Raw genomic sequence first — 19,919 nt, 5'->3', positions numbered from 1 at the left:
TGTGATTCGTTGCGGGTTGTCAGTGCGCGGCGTCCGGGACGGCACGCGTGACCGCCTCACCATTGCGCAGCAGAGCCAGGCCGCACAGCAACACGATCAGTTGGGTGCCCACCAGGCTGCCGAAACCGGCAGCAAGCCCACCGCCGCCCCCCAACCCGATCACAACCCCCATGATGGCCGGCATGAACCCCGCCACCAGGCTGCCCACACCATTGGTGACACCAAACGCGCACGCAACATGTTCTGACTTGGCGTTGAATTGCACGGTGCTGGGGATGGCCGGGCTCTGCAGGCCCCAGCACAGGCTGGCAGCAGTCAGCCAGTAAGCGGCGGCATAGCGATCGGTGCTATTGATGGCCAGCAGTACTGCCACCGCCACGCCCAGACTGCCAAACACAAAGATCAGCGGAATGCGACGGCGCGGAATGAGATCCAGCAACAGCCCGCCCAGCAGCACACCGAGCACCGCCGCGTATTGCGGCATCGATGCCATCCAGCCCATCTCGCGCAGGGAGAAACCACGCGCTTCCTTCAGGTAGGTCGGCAACCAGTTGCTGCTGCCCCACAGGTAGGAAAGGAAGGCGGCGGTCAGCACCGTCATGGTCAGGATATGGCGCGTGTGGAAGGCACCGCGAAACATCTCGCCAACCGTGCTCAGCGCTGCAGGGAGTGACTCCGGCTTGGGGATGGCCGCGTATCGAGCCGGCATGCGCACGAACGCCAGCACCAGCGGAATGCCCAAGAGCAGATTAAGGAGGCCGAGCAGATGGAACGACGCTTCCCAGTCGGCGCTGGCAATGGCGTAGCCCACCAGGGGATAGCCCACCGCCAAGCCGACACCTGTGCCCATATTGAAAATCGCGTTGGGCTTGCCGCTTTCCCGGCTGTCGAAATGGGCCTTGATGTAAGACGCGCCCAGCGAGAAGAGTGGCCCTTCGGCAAAGCCAAGCACGAAGCGGGACGTCAACAGCTCCATGTAGCTGTTGAACCAAGGCGAAACCATGGTGATGGCACCCCACAACGCCAACCCATAGATCAGGCTACGGCGTACGCCAAACAGCGCTGCACAAAACGGCGTAAACACAATGGCGGACAAGCCATAACCCGCCATGAACGCCGTTGCCAGCAGCCCTTGGCCGCTGCGGTCGTTGGCGGCAAGGCCGACATGCTGCAAAAAATCATGCTGCGTGATCAGCACCGCAATATTGATGCGATCGATGTACGAAATGGCGACGACCAGGAACAACACGACCACGCCAAACCAGCGTTGCGCACTTGAGTTCATTGCGAGCTCCTTTGCGCGTTGCGTTGATGCGATTTCATTCTTTTGTCTCCTCACACCTGCCCGGCTTCAATTCTTCAATTGGCCCAGGCCAGCGGTTGTTCGTTCAGGCCCCAGTAGAGGCTCTTTTGCTCCATGTACTGCAGGATGCCCAGGCGACCCTTCTCGCGGCCCAGGCCGCTATCGCGCCAGCCGCCAAACGGCGTCGAGATGGAGAACTGCTTGTACGTGTTGATCCACACGTTGCCGGCCTGCACCGCACGGCCAATGCGCCAGGCGCGCTTGTAGTCACGCGTCCAGATGCCGGCGGCCAATGCGTACACGCTGTCATTGGCCTGTTCGATGAGTTCCTCTTCATCATCGAACGGCATGGCGACGAGCACCGGGCCGAAGATCTCTTCCTGGCAGATGCGCGCGCTGTTGGTCAGGCCTTCGATGATGGTGGGCGTGTAGAAGTAGCCCGACTCACAACCGGAGATTTCCGGGCGCAGACCGCCGGTGCGCAGGTGGCCGCCCTCTTCCACGCCCATCGCCACGTACGACTCGATGGTCTCGCGATGGCGATCGGTGATCAGCGGCCCCATCTGCGTGGACTCATCCGCCGGGTTGCCGACACGCAGGCGTGCTGCGGCAGCCGCCAGGCGGTCCATGAACGGCTCATACAGCGAGCGCGCCACAAACAAACGCGAACCCGCGATGCACGATTCGCCCGATGAGCTGAAGATGCCGTACAGCACACCGTTGACCGCGTGGTCGAGATCGGCGTCTTCAAACACCATGGTCGGCGACTTGCCACCCAGCTCCAGCGACACCGGCATCATCTTGTCAGCCGCGATATGTGCGATATGGCGGCCAGTGTTCGTGCCGCCCGTGAACGACACGCGGCGCACCAGCGGATGCTTGGTAATCGCATCGCCAATAACCGAACCCTTGCCCGGCAGCACGCTGATCATGCCCTTGGGCACACCCGCCTCTTCGCAGATGGCGGCCAGTTCCAGCGCCATCAGCGGCGTGACTTCAGCAGGTTTGACGACGACGGCGTTGCCGGCGGCCAGCGCAGGCGCCATCTTCTGCGCCTCGCTGGCGATGGGGGAGTTCCACGGCGTGATGGCCGCCACCACGCCCATAGGCTCGTGCACGCTCATCGTCAGGCAATCGCCACGCGCAGGCGTCAGCGATTCTTCCAGCGTCTCGCAGGCAGCGCCGAAGAATTGGAACGTCGCGGCGGCACTCGCCACCAGGGCGCGCGTTTCGTTGATCGGCTTGCCGTTGTCCAGGCGCTGGCGCTGGGCCAGAGCTTCGCTGCGCGAGCGGATCAGCTCGGCCACGCGGTACAGCACAGCCGCACGCTCATGCGGCTTACGCTGTGCCCAGCCGCTGGAGAGGAAGGCACGGTAGGCACCGGCCACGGCCTCTTCCACATCGGCCACACTGGCAGCGTTGAGTTCAGCCACGACTTCGCCCGTGGCGGGGTACCGCGTGACATAGCGCTCGCCGGTGCCGAGGCGCCATTCGCCTGCAATGCAGATCGGCAGCAAAGCGGTTGCGGTTGGATTCAGGGTGGAGACAGTCATGGCGCAGTGGCCTCACTCAAATCGAAACGGCGTGCGCGCGGTTGCCCAGCGCACGCACCACGCTGAACACCGTCAGCGCAGAAGTCTTGGGATTGGCTGCCAGTGGCTTGCCGCGCATCGTCAATTCGAAGCCACCAAAGGCGCCGCGCGCCTCCACGTGATGGACGTTCTCGTCAACAGTCGGATCGGCCAGCAACTTCACATGCGTGTGATCGAGCCCCAGGCCAGCCAGCGACAGCGTGGCGGCCACGTTGGCGTTCTTCGGGAACAAGCGCGCAGCTTCGCGGGCGTTACCCTCAAAGATCACGGTCGGCTCACGCAGTGCGTCGAGGTCGAATTGCAGCTCGGCCGGCGTGTCCTTCCAGGCGCGCGGTGGTTTGCGGCCGGTGTAGATCACAGCATCCAACCCACCAACACGCGCCGCAGCCAGCGCATCAATGGCACCGATGGCACCCGACAGCAATTGCACCTGCGCATTACCGCGACGGGCCGCTGCTTCCAGCCGCTCGGCGACACCGGGCTCGGACAGCGCACCGACGGACACCACCAGGCAGTCGATACCTTGCTCCAGTGCAGGCAGCACATGCTCTTCGAGCGCGTCATGGCCAGCGCACTCGACCAACAGATCTGGATGCGCATCTGCCGACAGATGCGTCGTCACGCGCGCGTTCGGGGCAAACGGGGCGATGGCCTCGCGCGCCTTGTCCATTGCGTGCTCGGGCACGATCACGGCGTCGAAGCAGACGTCCGGATCGCTCTTGAGCAGCTCCAGCACGCCCTGCCCGATCGCTCCGCAACCGACCATCGATACATGCAGCATGTCCGGCTCCTTGGGTTGGCTCGGTTGCGGGCTCACGCCACCACCGTGGTGCGCTCGGCTGCGCGTTCGCCCTGACCGTCCTTGGCTTGCTGGTTGACCGGCGGGCCCGCAAAGATGGTCTTGAAGCTGCCGATGGAGAGCATGTCGATCTCCAACAGGAACGGGCCTTCGCCCGATGCTGCCTCGTTCAGTGCATTGCCCACGTCGGCCAGATCCGACACGCGGCGATGACGCAGTTGCAGGGATTGCGAGAGCGCCGCGTAGTCCGGCGTATGCAGATCCACGTAATGACGGCGGCCGCCGTACTGCGCGTCCTGGATGTTCTTGATGACGCCGTAGCCCTTGTCGTTCATCAGCACGATGACGAGGTTGGCACGCTCCTGCACGGCCGTTGCCAGCTCACCCAGGTTCAGGATGAAGCCGCCGTCGCCAGCCAGGCAGAAGGTGGTCTTGCCCGATGCGGTTGCCGCGGCACCAATGGCGGCGCCAATGCCCATCGCCAGGCCCTGGCCGATGCCGCCGCCCAGCGCATGCACGCCGGCACGCGAATCGAAAATGCGCAGGTGACGGTTGCCCCAGGTGCTGTTGGAAACGGTCACATCACGCACCCAGTTGAACTCACGGCCCACAGCAGCCTGCAGCGCTTCGACCAGCTTCGAGTACGGGCCGAGGCCATCGACCAATGCGCCAACTGCCGTCTCATGGGCACCACGCAGGTCGCCGGCAAATGCCGCATCGATCTGCATCTTCTTCTCCAGCCGGTCGGCCAGACCGTCCAGTGCGAGGGCTGAGTCGCCGCAGACGAAGTAGTCGCTGGCGTAGCAGCGGCCTTCTGCCGACGCATCTGCATCAATGCGGTACAGCGGACGCGGCAGCTTCAGTTCGTACTTGAGCGTTTCGTTGCCGCGCAGGCGCGAGCCGACCACGAGCATGGCGTCGCACGTCTGATAGAACGCTTCGACCGGCTTGTGCAGGTTGAAGGCACCGAGCGAGCGCGGATCGTCTTCCGGCACGATGCCGCGACCCTGTGTGCTGGTGACCACGCCAAAGCCCAGATCCATCAGGCGCTTGACCTGCTTTGCGGCATGGCGGGCACCACCGCCCAGCCACAGCATCGGACGGCGCACACGCGACAGGCGCTCGGCCAACTCATCCAGTGCATGCGCCGACGGCACATGCTGCGGCACGAGCAGCGGGCGCAGGTCGGTCGGCATCGGGATCAGCGCGGCCTGGATGTCGATGGGGATCTCCACGCTCACCGGGCCGGTCGGGGCCGTCAGCGCGGTCTGCACAGCCAGCTTCATCGTGCTGATGGCAGTGTCTGCGCTGCGGATGCGGAAAGCCGCCTTCGACACCGACTTGAGCATCGTGAGCTGGTCCGGCGCTTCGTGGATGTACGCGAGGCTTTGGTCCAGATACGGTGTTTCGATCTGGCCGGTGATGTGCAGCAGCGGCGTGCCGGCGGTCAGGGCTTCGACCATTGCGCCGGCGGCATTGCCCGCCGCCGTACCGGTGCTGGTCAGGCACACGCCCAGGCCACCCGTGGTGCGGGCATAGGCATCGGCCATGTTGGTGCCGCCTGCTTCGCCGCGCGCCATGATGAAGCGGATCTTGCCGCGCTCGCCCATCGCATCGAGGATGGGCATGTTGTGGATGGAGATCACGCCAAAGGCGGCCTTCACCTCGCAGGATTCCAGGAAGGCTGCAATCGCGTGGCCCACCGTGACCAGTTGTTGTTCCTGTTGTTGTCGTTTAAGCATGACGGGAGTGTCCTCCGGAGATATCGATGTGGCTGCCCGTGGTGTACGAAGACAACGGCGAGGCAAGGAACAGAATGGCGCGGGCTGCCTCTTCCGGCAGGCCCAGGCGGCCAAGGGGAATATGTTTTTGCGTGGCCAGGCGGCGCGTCCACGCGGCCCAGTCGAGGTGGCGATCCTCTTCAGCGCGTGCTTCGAAACGGCGGCGCCACTGGCCGGACTCAACCAGGCCGATCAGGATGCCGTTGACGCGCACGCCCTTCGGCGCGAACTCGGTGGCCATCGAGCGCACCAGGTTCAGCACGCCCGCCCGCGCCGCCGACGTGGCGACCATGTGCGGCTCAGGCTGCTGCGCGAGCAGCGAATTCACGCAGACGATCGCACCGTGCGCCGAGCGCTCCAGTTGCGGCATGAACGCACGCGTCGGGTGGATGACGGAGAAGAACTTGAGATGCAGCTCCTGCGTCCACGCGGCATCGTCGGTGTCGGCAAACGTCGAGACACGGCCCTGACCGGCGTTGTTGACCAGCATGTCGATGGGGCCAAGCTCTTGCTCCACCGCGTCGGCAAACGCGGTCATCTGCGCGGCATCGAGCACGTCGCAGGTTGCGGCGAACAACTTCGCGCTCGGGAATCGGTTACGCAGGTGTTGTTCAGCTTGTGCAAGACGTTCCGCATTGCGACCGCACAGCGCCACAGCAGCACCGGCTTCCAGCAGCAGTTCAACGGTGGCTAGGCCGATGCCCGAGGAGCCCCCGGTCACCACAGCGGTCTTGCCTGTCAGGTCAATCATCGGCATGGTCATTCCCGGAACAGGTTGACGACCTTGCCGCTGGCGGGGCGGTAGTCCAGCAGGTACGACAACTCACCGGCGGCGGCACGCACCTTGTCGATCATCGTGTCCAACTGGGCGGGCTCGATGCGCGGCGACGGGATCGTCGTGCCGAGCGCGGCGACCACCTTGCCGCCGCGGTCCAGCACGGGTGCGGCGATTGTGGAGATGTTGGCTTCGAAGAAGCCCTCTTGCAGTACGTAGCCGTGGTCACGGTCGCGCTGGACCATCTCGAACAGCTCTTCCACCGTGCGCGGCGTGTTGGCAGAAAACACTTCCAGCTGCGGCTCTGGATAGAGCTGGCGCAACTCAGCCAGTGACAGATCCGCCAGCAGCACGCGGCCCAGCACGGTGGCATGCGCAGGCAGGCGCGTGCCGACATTGACGGAGCTCGTGAACGGCGTGGGCGCCACCGATTTCGCCACATAGACGATCGAGCGGCCATCGCGCACCACGAGGTTGCACGGGTAGTGGATTTCATCGCGCAGGCGATCGAGCAGCGGACGGCCCAGCTCGGTCAGCTCCAGCGAGGCAAGGTACTCAAAGCCCAGGCGCAGCACCGCCATGCCGAGGCGGAAATCACGGCCACCGTCGACACGCTCCACAAAGCCCATGACTTCGAGCGTGGTGAGCAAACGGAACACAGTCGAGCGCGGCACCTTCAGCCGGCGCGCCAGTTCCGGTGCAGACAGCACGCGATCTTTGTGGCTGAACTCGCACAGCAGGCGCAGGCCCCGTTCGAGCCCGGGGACGATGTACTTTTCCTGCACGTCTTCGGAGATGAGGTCGTTGCTCATACGTGTTGGCGCTTACGCGTTTCGGGATTGAGAGAGGACGGCTTGTTCGATCCAGCCTGCAACCGCTTCAGGTGCATCGATATAGGAAGCGTGTCCGGCAGACGGCACGAGCGCGAACGGCAGATCGAACGTCTCGGCCAAGGCTTCGCAGCCTTGCGGCGGCGTGATGCTGTCAACATCACCACAGGCCACGCGAGCGAGTGTCGATGCCGGGCGCTTGCGCAGATAGGCGCCAATGTCGTCGCCGCTGAGCATGGCCACTGCCTGGCGGTAGCCCCCATCGTTCAGGCGCTTCATGTTCCAGCGCACCCAGGCGCGCTCTTCGTTGCTGGCATCGGGGCGAAGCAGATGCGCGTGGCGCGATTCCGCCATGCCGTCGATGCCCAATTGATCGAGCGTTGCAAGACGTTGAGCCTGCACAGTGCGGGACGCCTGTTCCTGCCCCGGCTGGCCGTAGCCCTGTGCCGGGTTCAGGAGCAACAAGCACTTCGGCTGCATCGCCGCCGGTGCATTGGCTGCATACGCAGATGCCATCAACGCGCCCAACGAATGTCCGACCATCACATCCGGCTTCACATGCAGGGCGGCCAGCCATGCGCGCAAGCGCACCGCATAGTCAGCCGCGCGGGGTGCCGGCGCTTGCAGCGATGTCGAATTGCCGTAGCCCGGCGCATCCCACGCGAACACGCGCGTGGTTTGCGAAAGGACTTGCGCGCAAGGCAGCCATGACGCGGCGCTGGAACTGATGCCATGCAACAGCACCACCACCGGCCCGCGCTCACCCCATTGCCGAAAGCCAATGCGATCGCCTTGCTCGTTGATCGCGACGGTGTGTTCGGCAAACTCGGCGCCGAGCACGGCAAGTGCATCAGCAACACGGAACGGGTGGGAGGACATGACAGCCTGCGTGCTCATGGCATCAACGCTTGATCTTGGTGAGCGGATGCTCGGGCGGATACGTCGGCGTGATCGGCTTCTTGGCGCCGAGCATCACGCACATCAGCGCGTCTTCATCACCGATGTTGATTTCTTCGCGATACACACCGGGCGGCACCGAGACGAGATCGCGATCGGTCAAGATGGTTTCGAAGCGCTCGCCGTCCTTCTCCAGCACCAGCTTGAGCTTGCCGCGGATGACGAAGAACACCTCTTCCACATCAGTGTGCAGGTGCGACGGACCTTCGTGGCCGGCCGGGATGACCATGGTCGAAAACGTGAAGTGCTCCGACGGCACCGTGTTGGTGTCCGCCGCAACGCCCGTGCCGCCCGTGCCCACGTAGCGCATCTGCGCACGGCGGTACTTCGGGTCGTAGTCGGCCTGGAATTTGAGGGCATCCCAGTCGTACCGGCGAGTGGCAAAGCGCGCCACGCGGCTGTTCATCCAGTCTTCAAACGACGCCCCTTCCGGGCGGTCCCAGGTGCGCTGCACTTGCTGTTGTTCGGAGAGATCGCTCATCGAATGCCTCTTCTGAATGGTGTGTGGTTGCAGAATGTGCTTGCGTTACTGCATGACAAAACCGCCGTTGACGGCCAGTGTCTGGCCCGTCACGAATCGGGAAAGATCGGACAGCGCGAACAGCACGGCGCCGCAGACATCGCCGGGCACTTGGTCGCGCGAGATGGCGCGCTGGTCGCGATACAGCGCGTGACGATGCGCCGGCACGTATTCGGTGGCTTCCACCAGCGTCAGTCCCGGCGCGATGGCGTTGACGGTGATGCCGTCTGCGCCGCATTCACGCGCCAATGACTTGGTCATGCCGATGACCGCGCTCTTGCTGGCCACATAGGCCAGCAGGTTCGGCGCGCCCCACAGCGGCGTGTCTGACGATAGGTTGACGATCGCGCCACGGCCCGACGCCTTGAGCGCCGGCAGGCAGGCCGTCGTCATCAGCCAGGTGCCGCGCACGTTGACGTTCATCACGCGGTCCCAGGTGTCGACGTCGATGGACGATGCATCGCGCCCGCCCGAGTTGGTGATGGCCGCGTTGTTGACCAGGCCGTCCAACCCGCCCAGTGCCTGTGCAGCCGCAGCAGCACAAGCCTGGATGGAAGCGGGGTCACCCAAGTCCAGCGTGAAGCCATGGGCTTCGAAGCCGGCCGCACGCAATGCTGCGGCCTCTTCCTGCACACGCTCGCCCAGAATGTCTGCCAGCGCGACCGCGCCACCCGCTTCGGCGATGGACTTGGCGAACGCCAGACCCAACCCACGCGCGGCGCCCGTGACAAGCACCTTGCGGCCGGCCAGCAGTCCGGTGGCTGGATTGCGCTCAGGCATGTTGGGCTTCCGAAGCAATGGGCTTGAGCATGGCGACCGGCGCATCGGCCAGTTCGGCGGCAGCGCGGCGCGCCAGCAGGCGGCGGATACGCGTGATGCCGATGTCGTGCTGATACAGCGTTTCGTGGTCGCGCGCCTCTGGCGCCATCGATTCGAGCACCACACGGTCCTGCTCGAGCACGTCCCAGTGCAGGCCTTCCAGGCGATTGCGATACAGGAAGCGCCACACGTCGCGCTCCCAGCCTTGCACGTGACGCGTGCGCCAGAAGTAGACGATGCAGTGTTCTTCATCCACCGGCGTGGTAATGCCGATGATGGTGAACGGGCCACCGGGGCCCACCTTCGGCTGATACGGAATCGACAGGCGCAGCCACATCGTGCCGGTCTCGCCAAACTCGGTCCAATCGAAGTTCACGCCGCGCTGGCCGGTCTTCTGGAACATGATCCCGTGCTCGGTTTCGACCACTTCCATCACGGCTTTCTTCTCGCCGCTGGCCATCGAGTGCGACACCGCATGCAGGTACGCGCCGTGCATCGGGTCCATGACGTTGTCGATGGCATAGCGGTAGTTGACGTTCCAGTGCGCGAAGCAGAGGAAGTGGCTGTGCTCTTCGTTGGTCAGCTCTTCCGGCAAACGCAGCGTGCCGACAGCATCGTCGTATTCCGACGGCGCCTTGTCGCCAAACCACAGGAAGATGGCGCCGGCACGTTCCTGCACCGGGTAGCTGCGCACGCAGGTCTTGCCTTCCATCGGGCAAGCATCGACAGCCGGCACGCTCGTGACCGTGCCTTGGCCGTTCACTTCAACGCCGTGGTACCAGCAGGCTACGTGGTCGCCCAGGTTCCAGCCCATCGACAGGCGTGCACCACGGTGCGGGCAGCGGTCTTCCAGTGCATGCACCTGACCAGCGGTATCACGCCACAGCACGATGTTCTGGCTCAGGCGGGTGATGCCCACCGGTGCGTTCTTCACGTTCCACGACGCCGCCACCGGATACCAGTAGTTGCGCAGACCGGTGTTGATGCGCGCTTCCTTCTGCGCTTCCTTGTTGCCTTCCATTGCTTGCCTCGCTTGATGGGGTTGCGCCGGCTGCCTCTGCGGGCAGTACGGCGTCGAATCGTGTGTGATCAGACCGGGCTGAACTCAGGCGCCCAGGCGGCGCATTTCGGCCAGGAACGCGTCTTCCGTCCAGGCCTCACCGCCAGCGGCGTTGCGCGGGCCACGTTCGTTCAGCACGACGACGATGTCGGCCGGCGTTTGCGCGCCACCCAGGAACGCCGCCTCCAGCGAATCGGCCAGTTGGTTCTCATAGGGCGTCGGCTCAGCAGCACGCGTCTGCCACACCAGATTGGCGACGTGGCCCGGGCGCTCAACACGGCCCTTGCCAGCGACGTTGTTTGGAGAAATCGGCTCCCACGGAGCGAGGTCGGGGTTGAATTGCGGCTGCATATTTGTCGACTCCATCACGTTTCACTTGTTTTACCTATGAAACGTCTGTTAATATCTGGAACACAGGTGCAACTATAGACCGCGTCTTCGAAATCGCAGATGCGGGAATACCCTATGGTTTTGTGAAAAGTTGGTGCGCCAGAAGCCGGCCGATCGGCCGGATGGCGCGCGGGGCGCTGGTCTTGGCGAGGTCGGCCAGCCCTGCATCAATCGACAGCGCCCCTCCTTCCTCTCCTACCCAAGACGCCGGCGCCAAAACCGGCAGCCATCTCCATCAATACCCGTACGCAGTAGCCGGTGTAGCCGGAAAGATGCGGCGCGCAGGCCCTCCCTCTTTCGAGGGACGTCTCTTCAGATATGCAACTGGTTGCCGTATCTCTATTCGTCGCACACAAGGGGCGGCTGGCTGGCGGCTGGCCGAAATGCGACGGAGACACGCACGAGACAACAACAACCACATGAAACGACTGACCTTGAACGCCAAGCTGTACGCGACGCTTGCGCTGCTGTGGGTAAGCCTGAGCGCGCTGCTGGCGATCGGCCTGCTGGCCAACCGCACCACCATGCTGAACGAGAAACGGCTGGACCTGCAGCACCAGATCGAAAGCGCCACGGCCGTCATCAAGTCGTACCAGGATCGCGCCGCCAAGCAGACCATGCCGGTGGACGACGCCAAACGCGCCGCGCTGGAAGCGCTGCGCCCCATCCGCTTCGGCAAGAACGGATACATCGGCGTGATGACGTCGGGGCAGATCATTCTGCTGTTGCCGGTCAAGCCGACCTCAGAGAATCAACACGTCGATAGCCTGAACGACCCGGCCGGCGTGCAGGCGGTCAAGCGCATCATCGGGGTCGGCACAGGCTTCATCGAATATGAATTTCCGCGCCCGGGCACGGAAAAACCGGTTCCCAAACTCACGTACGCGCAGTACCTGTCCGACTGGGATTGGCACGTCTATACCGGCGCCTATATCGACGACATCGACGCCATACTGCGCGACAACGCAATCAAGGGCACGGCCATCGTGCTGACCATCGGCCTGCTGCTGACGCTGCTGATGCTGGCGCTGATCCGCAACATCCAGCGCAGCCTGGGCGGCGAGCCCGGCTATGCCGCCGCCGTGTGCACGCAGATTGCCGACGGCGACCTGAGCGTGCCGGTTGCGCTGCGTGCAAATGACCGGTCAAGCCTGCTGCACGCCATGCATACGATGCAATCCACGCTGACTGGCACGGTGGCGCGCATCCAGTCCGGCATCGAGCAGATCAACGTGGCTTCCAAGCAGATTGCGGCAGGCAATGCAGACTTGTCGCAACGTACGGAAGAACAGGCTTCATCGCTGGAAGAAACCGCATCGAGCATGGAGCAGCTCACGGGCATCGTGCGTCAGAACGCCGATAACGCCCGCCACGCCAGCGCGCTTGCGGGCGATGCGTCCAGCACGGCCAGCCAGGGCGGCGAGGTGGTGGCGCGTGTGGTGTCCACCATGGGCGAGATCAGCGACAGCAGCCGCAAGATCGTCGACATCATCGGCGTGATTGAAGGGATTGCGTTCCAGACCAACATCCTCGCGCTCAACGCGGCAGTCGAAGCAGCACGTGCTGGCGAACAAGGCCGCGGCTTTGCCGTGGTGGCGGGCGAGGTGCGCACGCTGGCGCAGCGTTCCGCAGCGGCGGCCAAGGAGATCAAGGCGCTGATTGGTGAATCCGCCGAGCGCGTGGCGACGGGTTCCACGCTGGTGAGCGAAGCGGGCGCCACGATGGAGCGCATCGTGCAAGCGATCGCGCGCGTCACGCAGATCATGGACGAGATCAGTGCCGCCTCGGCCGAACAGAGCAGCGGTATCGAGCAGGTCAACCAGGCCGTCACGCAGATGGACCAGGTGACGCAGCAGAACGCCGCGCTGGTCGAACAGGCCGCGGCCGCGGCGGAATCGCTGGAAGAGCAGGCGCAGGAGCTGGCGCGGGCGGTCAGCGTGTTCCGCGTGGCGGGCTAGCGCGCGAGCGTTACAGAAACTTGCGGTAGACCACAAAGCCCGATTTTTCCGCGACCGTGTCGTAGAGCTTCATCGCCGTCGCGTTGGTCTCATGCGTCTGCCAGTAAACGCGCGGCAGGCCGGCCTCTGCTGCGCGGCGATAGACGGCTTCGATCAGTGCACGCCCCACGCCCTGCCCGCGTGCCGCCTCTACGGTGAACAGATCCTGCAGATAGCAGGTCATCTGCACCTGCGTCGTGCTGCGATGGAAGAGGAAATGCACGATGCCGAGCAACACGCCATCGCGCTCGGCAACCATGGCGTAGACGGGTTCGTGCTCGTCAAAGAAACGTTGCCACGTCGTCTGCGTGACGAAGTCGGGCAAGGCGGTTTCCCCGGCCCGGCCGTAGAAGGCGTTGTAGCCGTCCCAGAGGGGTTTCCAGGCGTCGTAGTCGTCTTGGCGGATGGGGCGGATCAGCAGTTCGGCAGATGCGGGCATGGTGGGCAGTCCGTGTGATGAGGCTGCCATTCTGCCGCACGGGGGCACGCACATGCGGGTAAGTCCTGAGCGCCTCCGAAAGTTTGACGAAAGCCGACGGGTCATACAGTGCAATCACTGCTTGGCGACGAACTCCGCCAGTGTGCAAGGTGGAGGCGGTCGGGTGTCAGGTAGGGCGCGTCGGGCAGCAATGCTTGGCAAGGATGGGCTTGCAGCGTGATTGGGGAATCCGCGCTGCGCGTTCAACCGAAGGTTGCCGAGTCAGTGTTGTCATGTGCGATTGGGTTGGTGACGTTGCGATTGAGACATGCGCATACCGCCAACCTGCGTGTCACACCGATTTTGGTCGGTCTTTCCTGCTGTCAACTTTCGGCCCACCGTCCTCCCGGTGGGCCGATTTCTTTTTCAGTCAGGGCTGCAGCGCATCCGGCAGCACCAGGCGTTGCGTCAGGCGCTGCACGGTGGGCGCGGCGATCAGCACGATGGTGAATGCTGCCGGCCAGGCCAGCACGAAAGCATGCGCCCAGCGGGCGACGAAGTCTGCGCTGAAGCCGGCGTTGATCCAGCCAATCCAGCCCGTCATCAACAGCGACATCAGGCCAGACATCAACCAGGCAAACGTGACACGGAGGCGCGTAGGTAGCGAAACAAGCATCGACATGGCGGTTCTCCTTGCAAGCCATCAAATGTGATTGACGGTATGCTAGACAACCGCGTTTCAAGAAACTATAGATGTTTATTGAAACTTAAATTCCAAAAATGGAATCATGCTTGACGACCTTGCCCTCTTCGTTTCCATCGTGGACCACGGCAGCCTGCAGGCAGCAGCACGCCAGGCCAACCTGCCTGCAGCTACCCTGACGCGGCGCCTGCAGAAGCTGGAGGCCACCCTCGGCTGCCAGCTCCTGCTGCGCAGCGCCCGCAGCCTGAAGCCCACGCCGGAAGGCCTGCTCTATTACGAGCAGTGCCGCCCGCTGCTGACCGCGCTCACGCAAGCCACCGCAACACTCGACGACGACCTCAACCAGATCAAGGGCACCCTGCGCGTGCTGGCGCCGCTGAACCTGTCACGCGGGCTGCTGGGGCCGGCCTATGCGAGCTTCATGGCGGCGTGGCCGGAGATCCGGCTGGAGCTGTCGCTGAGCAATCGCAATGAAGATGTCTGGCGGCATGGTGCGGACCTGGCCATCCGTGTCGGGCCGCAGGATGACCCCAAGCTGCGGCAGCGCCGGCTGGGGGTCATCGGGATCGTGCTGGTGGCCTCGCCCGCCTATCTGGCCGAGCACGGCGCACCGGCGCATCCGCACGAGTTGGAAACGCATCGTCTGATAGTGGCATCGCCCATTTCCACCTGGCGCTTCACCTCGCCGGATGGCAAGGAGACCATCGAGATGCAACCGCAAGGGCAATGCGACGTGAACGATATCGAGTTGGCGGCTTCGCTGGCAGAGGCGGGACAGGGACTGCTGTATTGCCCGCGCACGCTGTGTCATGCGGCGTTGGAAGCCGGCCGCCTGGTACGCGTGCTGCCGGAATGGCAAACGCCGCAGCGCACCATCTATGCGGTGTGGCCGCAGCAGCAATTGCCGCGCAAGGTGCGCGCACTGCTGGAGCATCTGGCTGAATTCGCAGCGGCCAACCCGCTGTTGCAAGACGCGCTGTTGCAAGACGGGCCGGAGTTGCCCGTCTGACCCTCACATCTGGAAGGTCGACACCGCACGGCGCTTGCGGCGGCCAATCACGATGTGCACCCACAAGGCGATGCCCACCACCGCCCCGGCCACCCAGTGCAGGATCTCCGCACCCTGGCGCGGCAGCTCGCCGTTGACGTAGTACAGCGCATAGCCCGTCACCACCAGCACGGCAGTCAGCGTGCCGAACACCGCGCCCGCCGCGCGATTGCGCCGTCGCACCCATGCATTGCGGATATGCGGGCCCCACAGCATGCCGAACAGATACAAACCCGCCATGGCCGCCGCGCCATGGAGCTTCATGCTCCACGCCAGCGCCAGCATGCCGCCCTCGCTGCCGTCATCCAGAAAATGCAGCGCCAGCCAGACCAGCCCTGTCACCAGCAGCACCGCAAACACGCCATACACCATCCAGCGCCGACGGCGGCTGAGGCGGAAGGCGCTTTCACGCAGATGGTGGGTAAAACGGGGAGAGGCGGACATGACGGACTGGGCAACCGGTTAACCCGGCGAGTATACGGCCACCGTCGCGCCGTACTGATTCAGAAGCGGATGCGTGACATCACCTGTGGCGAGCACGATCTTGGTCAACGCATCAGCCAGCATGCAGGTAGGTGCCTGCACGGTTGCCCCGGCAAGCGCTGGGAGATGAGTTCGATCGGCATCGTGAATGCGTGACACGCTGCCAGCATGCGCACCCAAACCACCCGCAGTGGAACTGGCGAGCGCCGCATTGTCGAGCATTACCGTCGTGGCCACATGCGCCGCATTGCGCGGGTCGCGCACCTGCACCGCCATCGGCCGTACACCGCAGTGGCGCAAGTCACCACCGGCATTGACGACTGCGCGTTCAATGGCATGCGCCAGCATCACCTCGATGGCGCGATCGACGGCATAGCCCTTGGCGATGCCACCCAAGTCCATCGATGCGCCAGTCTGTTTGATGAGCATGTCGCCCTCGAAGGCAACAGGAAAACGCGTGTCGGCCAACTGTTCAGGTGTGCCGACACGGCAGTCGAACGCGCGCGCCGATGCGTCATACAGCGCGGCGGCAAGGCGCAGCACCGTGACCGTTCGTTGATCAACGTGCAGCCGTGCGCCGGGCGCCGCACGGTTGATCAACTGCAGCTCGCTGTTCGGTGCATGAAAGCTCAGCAGCGTGTGCACGGCGGCAATCTCTTCGAATGCCACCGCCACGGCCGCCGGCGCGCCTGCCCCTTCGGCCTGCACATCAACCAACGTGCCCAGCAGCGGCCGCGCGCGCCGGCAGACTACCGGCTCCATCGCGGGCTCAGCCCTTGACCAGCGCCAGCTGCGCCATCACTGCAATGCGCCGGATGCCGTCGGTCAGGTGCGTGCACGACAGTGTCGCTCCGCTGATGTTGTTGATGTCATCCCCAACACGCAGCGCCGACTTGGCCGACTTGCCCAGGAACTGCGCACGCCACGGCTTGTTGCGGACTTCATAGCCGTGGCTTTCGCGATAGGTGAGGATTTCGACACCGCTGATCTCGCCCGCCGGGTTCAGGCCCACGGCGTAGTTGATCAGCTCGAACTTGCCGATGACAGCGTCGGTGACGACGTAGCCGACCGCCTTGTCGCCCTGCTTGGCCTGCCAGACGCGCCAAGCGCCGGGCTTGGCCGGGCCACCCGCGCGATCGGCCAACTGCTTGAGCTGGTCGACAGACAGAGCAAGCGCCACCGGCTCAAAGCTGGTGGCATCGGGAAAGATCGATTTCTGGGCCTCTGCAGCAGTCATATAGTCTGCGGCAAAGGCGTTCGTGACGACCACCCCCGGCGCACCGATGGCGGCGGCACACACGAGAACGATGGGCACTGGCTGATAACGCATGGCTTGCGCCTCCTTCGGTTCACTCAAAAAAATGGGGCGACTCAGAACCTGTTCACGATCCGTAGCGAGCGGCCCGAGGTTGGCCCGAGGTTGGCCCGAGAAGCGCAACCGCACATGGGTACGGTGAGCATTGCAGGGCCAAGATCGGGCCGCGCAGTAGGATCGTGAGCAGGTTCTTAGAACGACACGCCCAGGCCCAGGTCCACGCGCGAGAAATCGCGGTTCTTGGTGAAGCGCTGGTAGTCGACCTTGAACACCACGTTCGGGTTCAGGTAGAAGTTCGCGCCCACGGTGTAGACCGTGTCAGACAGCGACGGCCAGCCTGCCGGTGCCACAAAGCCCGGCACCAAGCCTGCGTACTTCTCTCCCATGTTGTAGCGCTCGTAACGCACGAACGGCGTGACACGGTAATCGCCTTTTTGCCACACGTTGTAAGCGCCTTGCACGAACCAGCCGTAGAACGCCGACGGCATCGGGTTGGCCGCGCCCGGGTTCAACTGGTTGGCCGCAGCCGTGTTGCTGATCATGCCGCGCGCATACAGGGCAGACAGGTCCCACTTGCCCGGCGTCCAGCGAGCGTGCGCCTCGTACAGTGTGGCGCGCTGTTCAGGCAGCGGGGCATCGGTGCTCGCACGGCTGCTCTTGCCTGTGAAGACCGAGCCGCCCAGCGTCACACCCGGAATACCCGAGTAATTGAGCGCCACGTACTGCGACAGGTTCTTCGCGTTGGCCAGCCCCAGTTCCTGGTGCGTCTGCTGCATCGGGCCCGCGCCGTTGTTCTGCATCTCCAGCGCGGAGTTGAACAGCGGGTTCTCCGGGTTGAAGTTCCACTTGGCCAGGTTCAGGCCCGTCGTCAGGCCCACGTTCCAATTCAGGCCGAAGTCGGTATCGCCGTACAACGACAGGCCACCCTCGCGCCATGTGCTCGGGATGATCAGCGTCTCGACAAAATTGCGATGCACGCCGTAGTAGTTGGTCGGCTCGTGGTTGCGGTTGATGAAGCCCGCCGGGATCAGGAACAGGCCGGCGTTCAAGCCGATCTTGTCGGTCAGCTTGTGGTCAATGTAGAACTGCTCGACCTCGAATTCGCCCGAATCGGACGACGATGCAATCGCGTGCTCAACTTCAAACTCGGAGTTGAAGCGAGTCTTGTCGTTGAACTTGTAGCCGATGCCGAACACCGCGCGCGACAAGTCCATCTTGGTGTCTTCGGAGCGGCGGGTCGGGCGGCTGTAGTTGATCTCGCCGTAGCCCCACAGCGTGAGGTTGTCCAGCGGCGAAGGTTTGGTCGATGCCAACTGCGCCGTCTGCACGGTTTGCTGCACGTCTTGCAGGGCTGCGGTCTGCTGTGCCTGGGCCTTGGCTTGCGTCTGCTGCTGCGTGGCCAGCGTCGCGTTCTGCGACTTCACTTCCTTCAACTCGGCCTTGAGCGCTTCGATCTGCGCGGCCATCGCATCGAGCTTTTGTTCAAGTTGCGCAGTAGTGGCGGCATTGGCTGCGCCAGCCCCCATCATCGCAATGGCGGCGGCGGCCGGAATGGCAGCCCGGGCGATTCGTTTCATGCTGTGACGCTCCCTGGTCTTTGAATCGATTTATTTGTTGATTGCCGTCTTGACCAGCGTGGCTCCGCTGGCAGAAACGGTCTGGATACGTGCTGCGCCCACGCTGGTCGCGGTGGAGCCGCATTGCGCCGGCACGTTGTAGGCCGACGGATTGGCCGGATCAAACCCATCGGTGAGCGTGCACAGGAAATGCACGAGATCGCTCATCTCCTGGTTCGTCATCGATGGCGCCTTGGCCGGGTTGTAAGGCACTTCCGCCACGTTCACGTTGCCGTCAAAGGCAACCGGCAGATCGTTGTAGGGCACGTCGGGCGTGCCGTCGGCCTTGACGTACCAGCGGCCGGGATCGGTATCGCGCGTGACGTACCAGGCGACCACTTGATCCAGCGTCTGGAACACGCCGTTGTGGAAGTACGGTGCCGTCAGCGCGATGTTGCGCAGCGTGGGCACCTTGAACTTGCCGCAGGTCGAGCCACCCACGCGGAAGTCCGTGCGCAGCGGGCCACAGATGCCGAGGTCGTAATAGCTGTAGTTCGGATCACCCAGCGCCGCACCGTTCTTCGGCACGTAAGGCAGCGTCGTGCCTTCCTGGTTGGCGGCAATGCTCCAGTTGCGCGGGATGCCGACGTTGTCGTAGGTGAAGTCAGTGAACAGCGCGGGCGTGGTCCCCGTTCTCGACGAAAGGTGGCACGCAGTGCAGTTGCCCTTGGTCGGGTTGTTGAACAGCAGCAGGCCACGCGTTTCCGAATCCGAGAGCGTGGTCTTGCCCGCGAGGTAGGCGTCGTATTTGCTGTCGAACGTATGGAAGCTGGGGTCTTCGGACTGGTACGCCGCCAATGCCCGTCCAATGCTCTGCATGGCTGTCGCGCTGTCCTGAATGCCGGCCTTGGTGAACACCGCGGTCAGTTGGTCGAGGTACGGGCGCGTCAGCAGCGTCTTGAATACGTCGTCAGCCGAAGCGTTCGCCATCTCGAACGGGTTGGTGAACGGCTGCTGCGCCTGGTCTGCCAAGGACGGCGAACGTCCATCACGGAAAAAGCCGCCAGACGCCTTGCCGGTCGCATCGATCTTGAAGTTGGGCGTGTACGACGCGTAGTTCAGCGACGGCGCATTGCGCAGGCCCGGCAGATCATGGTTCGGGCCGCCAAACGAGACCGCCAGGTTGTTCGGATCGGTAAACCCGCGCGCGGCATCGTGGCACGACGCGCACGACTGCTTGCCCGAGGCAGAGAGCGCCTGATCAAAGAAAATCTGCTTGCCCACCTGCGCCATCGGCGACAAGGCGCTGGCTGAGGGTGTGCTCGACGACGTTGTGCTGCTCCCGCCATCTCCGCCACCGCAGGCCGTCACCAGCACGGTGCAGGCTGCCATCCACATTGCACGCCACGACGCGCGCGCCAACAGACGAGTGCGCGCGCCGTCTCCTCCGCGTTCTTTTTTTTCTTGCATTTCCCTGATCTCGGCGGCTTGTAGGCTCACTCAGGCCGCTCAATTAATGGTAATAGGAACAATTCGCGTTCGCATTCTATGGAACTTTTTCACGAAAAGCTAC

20 protein-coding genes are annotated in these 19,919 nt (G+C 63.8%); 2 read left to right on the top strand and 18 right to left on the bottom strand.

All coding sequences use genetic code 11. The features are described 5' to 3' along the window. Window positions 1-19: 19 nt before the first annotated feature. The 11 genes from F7R11_RS23270 to F7R11_RS23220 form a co-directional block, all read right to left on the bottom strand. The gene (locus tag F7R11_RS23270; protein ID WP_064807454.1) at window positions 20-1,285 is read right to left on the bottom strand and encodes an MFS transporter; all 1,266 of its coding nucleotides are present in this window, start codon (window positions 1,283-1,285) and stop codon (window positions 20-22) included. A 74-nt stretch (window positions 1,286-1,359) separates the two neighbouring features. After that, window positions 1,360-2,856: an aldehyde dehydrogenase gene (locus F7R11_RS23265; RefSeq protein ID WP_064807457.1), complete on the bottom strand. Its 1,497-nt coding sequence runs from the start codon at window positions 2,854-2,856 to the stop codon at window positions 1,360-1,362. A 16-nt stretch (window positions 2,857-2,872) separates the two neighbouring features. Continuing rightward, window positions 2,873-3,676 carry an aspartate dehydrogenase gene (locus F7R11_RS23260; protein WP_064807459.1) on the bottom strand — a complete coding sequence of 268 codons (804 nt, stop codon included), beginning with the start codon at window positions 3,674-3,676 and terminating at the stop codon, window positions 2,873-2,875. 32 nt (window positions 3,677-3,708) lie between these two features. Further along, complete coding sequence (locus F7R11_RS23255; protein ID WP_064807460.1) at window positions 3,709-5,436, bottom strand: thiamine pyrophosphate-binding protein; 1,728 nt, start codon at window positions 5,434-5,436, stop codon at window positions 3,709-3,711. Next, window positions 5,429-6,232 carry an SDR family oxidoreductase gene (locus tag F7R11_RS23250; RefSeq protein WP_064809051.1) on the bottom strand — a complete coding sequence of 268 codons (804 nt, stop codon included), beginning with the start codon at window positions 6,230-6,232 and terminating at the stop codon, window positions 5,429-5,431. Before F7R11_RS23250 ends, F7R11_RS23255 begins: the two co-directional genes overlap by 8 nt. Window positions 6,233-6,234: 2 nt before the next feature. Next, on the bottom strand, window positions 6,235-7,062 hold the full coding sequence (locus tag F7R11_RS23245) for an IclR family transcriptional regulator (protein WP_021193940.1): 828 nt from the start codon (window positions 7,060-7,062) through the stop codon (window positions 6,235-6,237). A gap of 12 nt (window positions 7,063-7,074) precedes the next feature. Then, on the bottom strand, window positions 7,075-7,977 hold the full coding sequence (locus F7R11_RS23240; protein ID WP_064807462.1) for an alpha/beta fold hydrolase: 903 nt from the start codon (window positions 7,975-7,977) through the stop codon (window positions 7,075-7,077). Window positions 7,978-7,981: 4 nt separating this feature from the next. Continuing rightward, window positions 7,982-8,518 (bottom strand): cupin domain-containing protein, encoded by a 537-nt coding sequence (locus tag F7R11_RS23235; RefSeq protein ID WP_064807464.1) that lies wholly within the window; start codon window positions 8,516-8,518, stop codon window positions 7,982-7,984. Between the two features lie 45 nt (window positions 8,519-8,563). Further along, window positions 8,564-9,337 (bottom strand): SDR family oxidoreductase, encoded by a 774-nt coding sequence (locus tag F7R11_RS23230; RefSeq protein ID WP_064807465.1) that lies wholly within the window; start codon window positions 9,335-9,337, stop codon window positions 8,564-8,566. After that, on the bottom strand, window positions 9,330-10,397 hold the full coding sequence (locus F7R11_RS23225; protein WP_064807466.1) for an aromatic ring-hydroxylating oxygenase subunit alpha: 1,068 nt from the start codon (window positions 10,395-10,397) through the stop codon (window positions 9,330-9,332). Before F7R11_RS23225 ends, F7R11_RS23230 begins: the two co-directional genes overlap by 8 nt. Window positions 10,398-10,481: 84 nt before the next feature. Further along, window positions 10,482-10,787, bottom strand: a complete 306-nt coding sequence (locus F7R11_RS23220; RefSeq protein ID WP_082932925.1) for a recombinase-like helix-turn-helix domain-containing protein — start codon at window positions 10,785-10,787, stop codon at window positions 10,482-10,484. Between the two features lie 458 nt (window positions 10,788-11,245). On the opposite strand from F7R11_RS23220, the gene F7R11_RS23215 reads away from it, so the two are divergent. After that, window positions 11,246-12,784 (top strand): methyl-accepting chemotaxis protein, encoded by a 1,539-nt coding sequence (locus tag F7R11_RS23215; protein WP_064807470.1) that lies wholly within the window; start codon window positions 11,246-11,248, stop codon window positions 12,782-12,784. A gap of 10 nt (window positions 12,785-12,794) precedes the next feature. On the opposite strand, the gene F7R11_RS23210 is transcribed toward F7R11_RS23215, so the two are convergent. Then, window positions 12,795-13,262: a GNAT family N-acetyltransferase gene (locus F7R11_RS23210; RefSeq protein ID WP_064807473.1), complete on the bottom strand. Its 468-nt coding sequence runs from the start codon at window positions 13,260-13,262 to the stop codon at window positions 12,795-12,797. Window positions 13,263-13,671: 409 nt separating this feature from the next. Beyond that, the gene (locus F7R11_RS23205) at window positions 13,672-13,923 is read right to left on the bottom strand and encodes a DUF2798 domain-containing protein (RefSeq protein ID WP_064807475.1); all 252 of its coding nucleotides are present in this window, start codon (window positions 13,921-13,923) and stop codon (window positions 13,672-13,674) included. A gap of 106 nt (window positions 13,924-14,029) precedes the next feature. On the opposite strand from F7R11_RS23205, the gene F7R11_RS23200 reads away from it, so the two are divergent. After that, complete coding sequence (locus F7R11_RS23200) at window positions 14,030-14,953, top strand: LysR family transcriptional regulator (protein WP_064807477.1); 924 nt, start codon at window positions 14,030-14,032, stop codon at window positions 14,951-14,953. A gap of 3 nt (window positions 14,954-14,956) precedes the next feature. Here the strand turns inward: F7R11_RS23200 and F7R11_RS23195 are convergent, their stop codons facing one another. From F7R11_RS23195 to F7R11_RS23175, 5 genes are all read right to left on the bottom strand, one after another. Beyond that, window positions 14,957-15,436, bottom strand: coding sequence for a hypothetical protein (locus tag F7R11_RS23195; RefSeq protein WP_064807479.1), 480 nt, complete (start codon window positions 15,434-15,436; stop codon window positions 14,957-14,959). Window positions 15,437-15,454: 18 nt separating this feature from the next. Beyond that, the gene (locus tag F7R11_RS23190; RefSeq protein WP_064807481.1) at window positions 15,455-16,237 is read right to left on the bottom strand and encodes an FAD:protein FMN transferase; all 783 of its coding nucleotides are present in this window, start codon (window positions 16,235-16,237) and stop codon (window positions 15,455-15,457) included. Window positions 16,238-16,244: 7 nt separating this feature from the next. Next, window positions 16,245-16,805 carry an FMN-binding protein gene (locus F7R11_RS23185; RefSeq protein WP_021193928.1) on the bottom strand — a complete coding sequence of 187 codons (561 nt, stop codon included), beginning with the start codon at window positions 16,803-16,805 and terminating at the stop codon, window positions 16,245-16,247. 176 nt (window positions 16,806-16,981) lie between these two features. Next, a complete protein-coding gene (locus F7R11_RS23180; protein ID WP_021193927.1) occupies window positions 16,982-18,367 on the bottom strand; it encodes a porin in 1,386 nt (461 codons plus the stop codon). A 30-nt stretch (window positions 18,368-18,397) separates the two neighbouring features. Then, window positions 18,398-19,738: a cytochrome-c peroxidase gene (locus tag F7R11_RS23175; protein ID WP_390624404.1), complete on the bottom strand. Its 1,341-nt coding sequence runs from the start codon at window positions 19,736-19,738 to the stop codon at window positions 18,398-18,400. Window positions 19,739-19,919 lie beyond the last annotated feature (181 nt).

This window comes from Ralstonia insidiosa (assembly GCF_008801405.1).
Classification (GTDB): Bacteria; Pseudomonadota; Gammaproteobacteria; order Burkholderiales; family Burkholderiaceae; genus Ralstonia; species Ralstonia insidiosa.
The sequence above is the reverse complement of the archived record's forward strand: the minus strand, read 5'-3'. Positions and strand labels throughout refer to the sequence as shown.

Excerpts from the sequence above, each read along its gene's own strand:
- F7R11_RS23270 (WP_064807454.1), bottom strand. The coding sequence starts at position 1,285 with ATGAACTCAAGTGCGCAACGCTGGTTTGGCGTGGTCGTGTTGTTCCTG.
- F7R11_RS23265 (WP_064807457.1), bottom strand. The coding sequence starts at position 2,856 with ATGACTGTCTCCACCCTGAATCCAACCGCAACCGCTTTGCTGCCGATC.
- F7R11_RS23260 (WP_064807459.1), bottom strand. The coding sequence starts at position 3,676 with ATGCTGCATGTATCGATGGTCGGTTGCGGAGCGATCGGGCAGGGCGTG.
- F7R11_RS23255 (WP_064807460.1), bottom strand. The coding sequence starts at position 5,436 with ATGCTTAAACGACAACAACAGGAACAACAACTGGTCACGGTGGGCCAC.
- F7R11_RS23250 (WP_064809051.1), bottom strand. The coding sequence starts at position 6,232 with ATGCCGATGATTGACCTGACAGGCAAGACCGCTGTGGTGACCGGGGGC.
- F7R11_RS23245 (WP_021193940.1), bottom strand. The coding sequence starts at position 7,062 with ATGAGCAACGACCTCATCTCCGAAGACGTGCAGGAAAAGTACATCGTC.
- F7R11_RS23240 (WP_064807462.1), bottom strand. The coding sequence starts at position 7,977 with ATGAGCACGCAGGCTGTCATGTCCTCCCACCCGTTCCGTGTTGCTGAT.
- F7R11_RS23235 (WP_064807464.1), bottom strand. The coding sequence starts at position 8,518 with ATGAGCGATCTCTCCGAACAACAGCAAGTGCAGCGCACCTGGGACCGC.
- F7R11_RS23230 (WP_064807465.1), bottom strand. The coding sequence starts at position 9,337 with ATGCCTGAGCGCAATCCAGCCACCGGACTGCTGGCCGGCCGCAAGGTG.
- F7R11_RS23225 (WP_064807466.1), bottom strand. The coding sequence starts at position 10,397 with ATGGAAGGCAACAAGGAAGCGCAGAAGGAAGCGCGCATCAACACCGGT.
- F7R11_RS23220 (WP_082932925.1), bottom strand. The coding sequence starts at position 10,787 with ATGCAGCCGCAATTCAACCCCGACCTCGCTCCGTGGGAGCCGATTTCT.
- F7R11_RS23215 (WP_064807470.1), top strand. The coding sequence starts at position 11,246 with ATGAAACGACTGACCTTGAACGCCAAGCTGTACGCGACGCTTGCGCTG.
- F7R11_RS23210 (WP_064807473.1), bottom strand. The coding sequence starts at position 13,262 with ATGCCCGCATCTGCCGAACTGCTGATCCGCCCCATCCGCCAAGACGAC.
- F7R11_RS23205 (WP_064807475.1), bottom strand. The coding sequence starts at position 13,923 with ATGTCGATGCTTGTTTCGCTACCTACGCGCCTCCGTGTCACGTTTGCC.
- F7R11_RS23200 (WP_064807477.1), top strand. The coding sequence starts at position 14,030 with ATGCTTGACGACCTTGCCCTCTTCGTTTCCATCGTGGACCACGGCAGC.
- F7R11_RS23195 (WP_064807479.1), bottom strand. The coding sequence starts at position 15,436 with ATGTCCGCCTCTCCCCGTTTTACCCACCATCTGCGTGAAAGCGCCTTC.
- F7R11_RS23190 (WP_064807481.1), bottom strand. The coding sequence starts at position 16,237 with ATGGAGCCGGTAGTCTGCCGGCGCGCGCGGCCGCTGCTGGGCACGTTG.
- F7R11_RS23185 (WP_021193928.1), bottom strand. The coding sequence starts at position 16,805 with ATGCGTTATCAGCCAGTGCCCATCGTTCTCGTGTGTGCCGCCGCCATC.
- F7R11_RS23180 (WP_021193927.1), bottom strand. The coding sequence starts at position 18,367 with ATGAAACGAATCGCCCGGGCTGCCATTCCGGCCGCCGCCGCCATTGCG.
- F7R11_RS23175 (WP_390624404.1), bottom strand. The coding sequence starts at position 19,738 with ATGGCAGCCTGCACCGTGCTGGTGACGGCCTGCGGTGGCGGAGATGGC.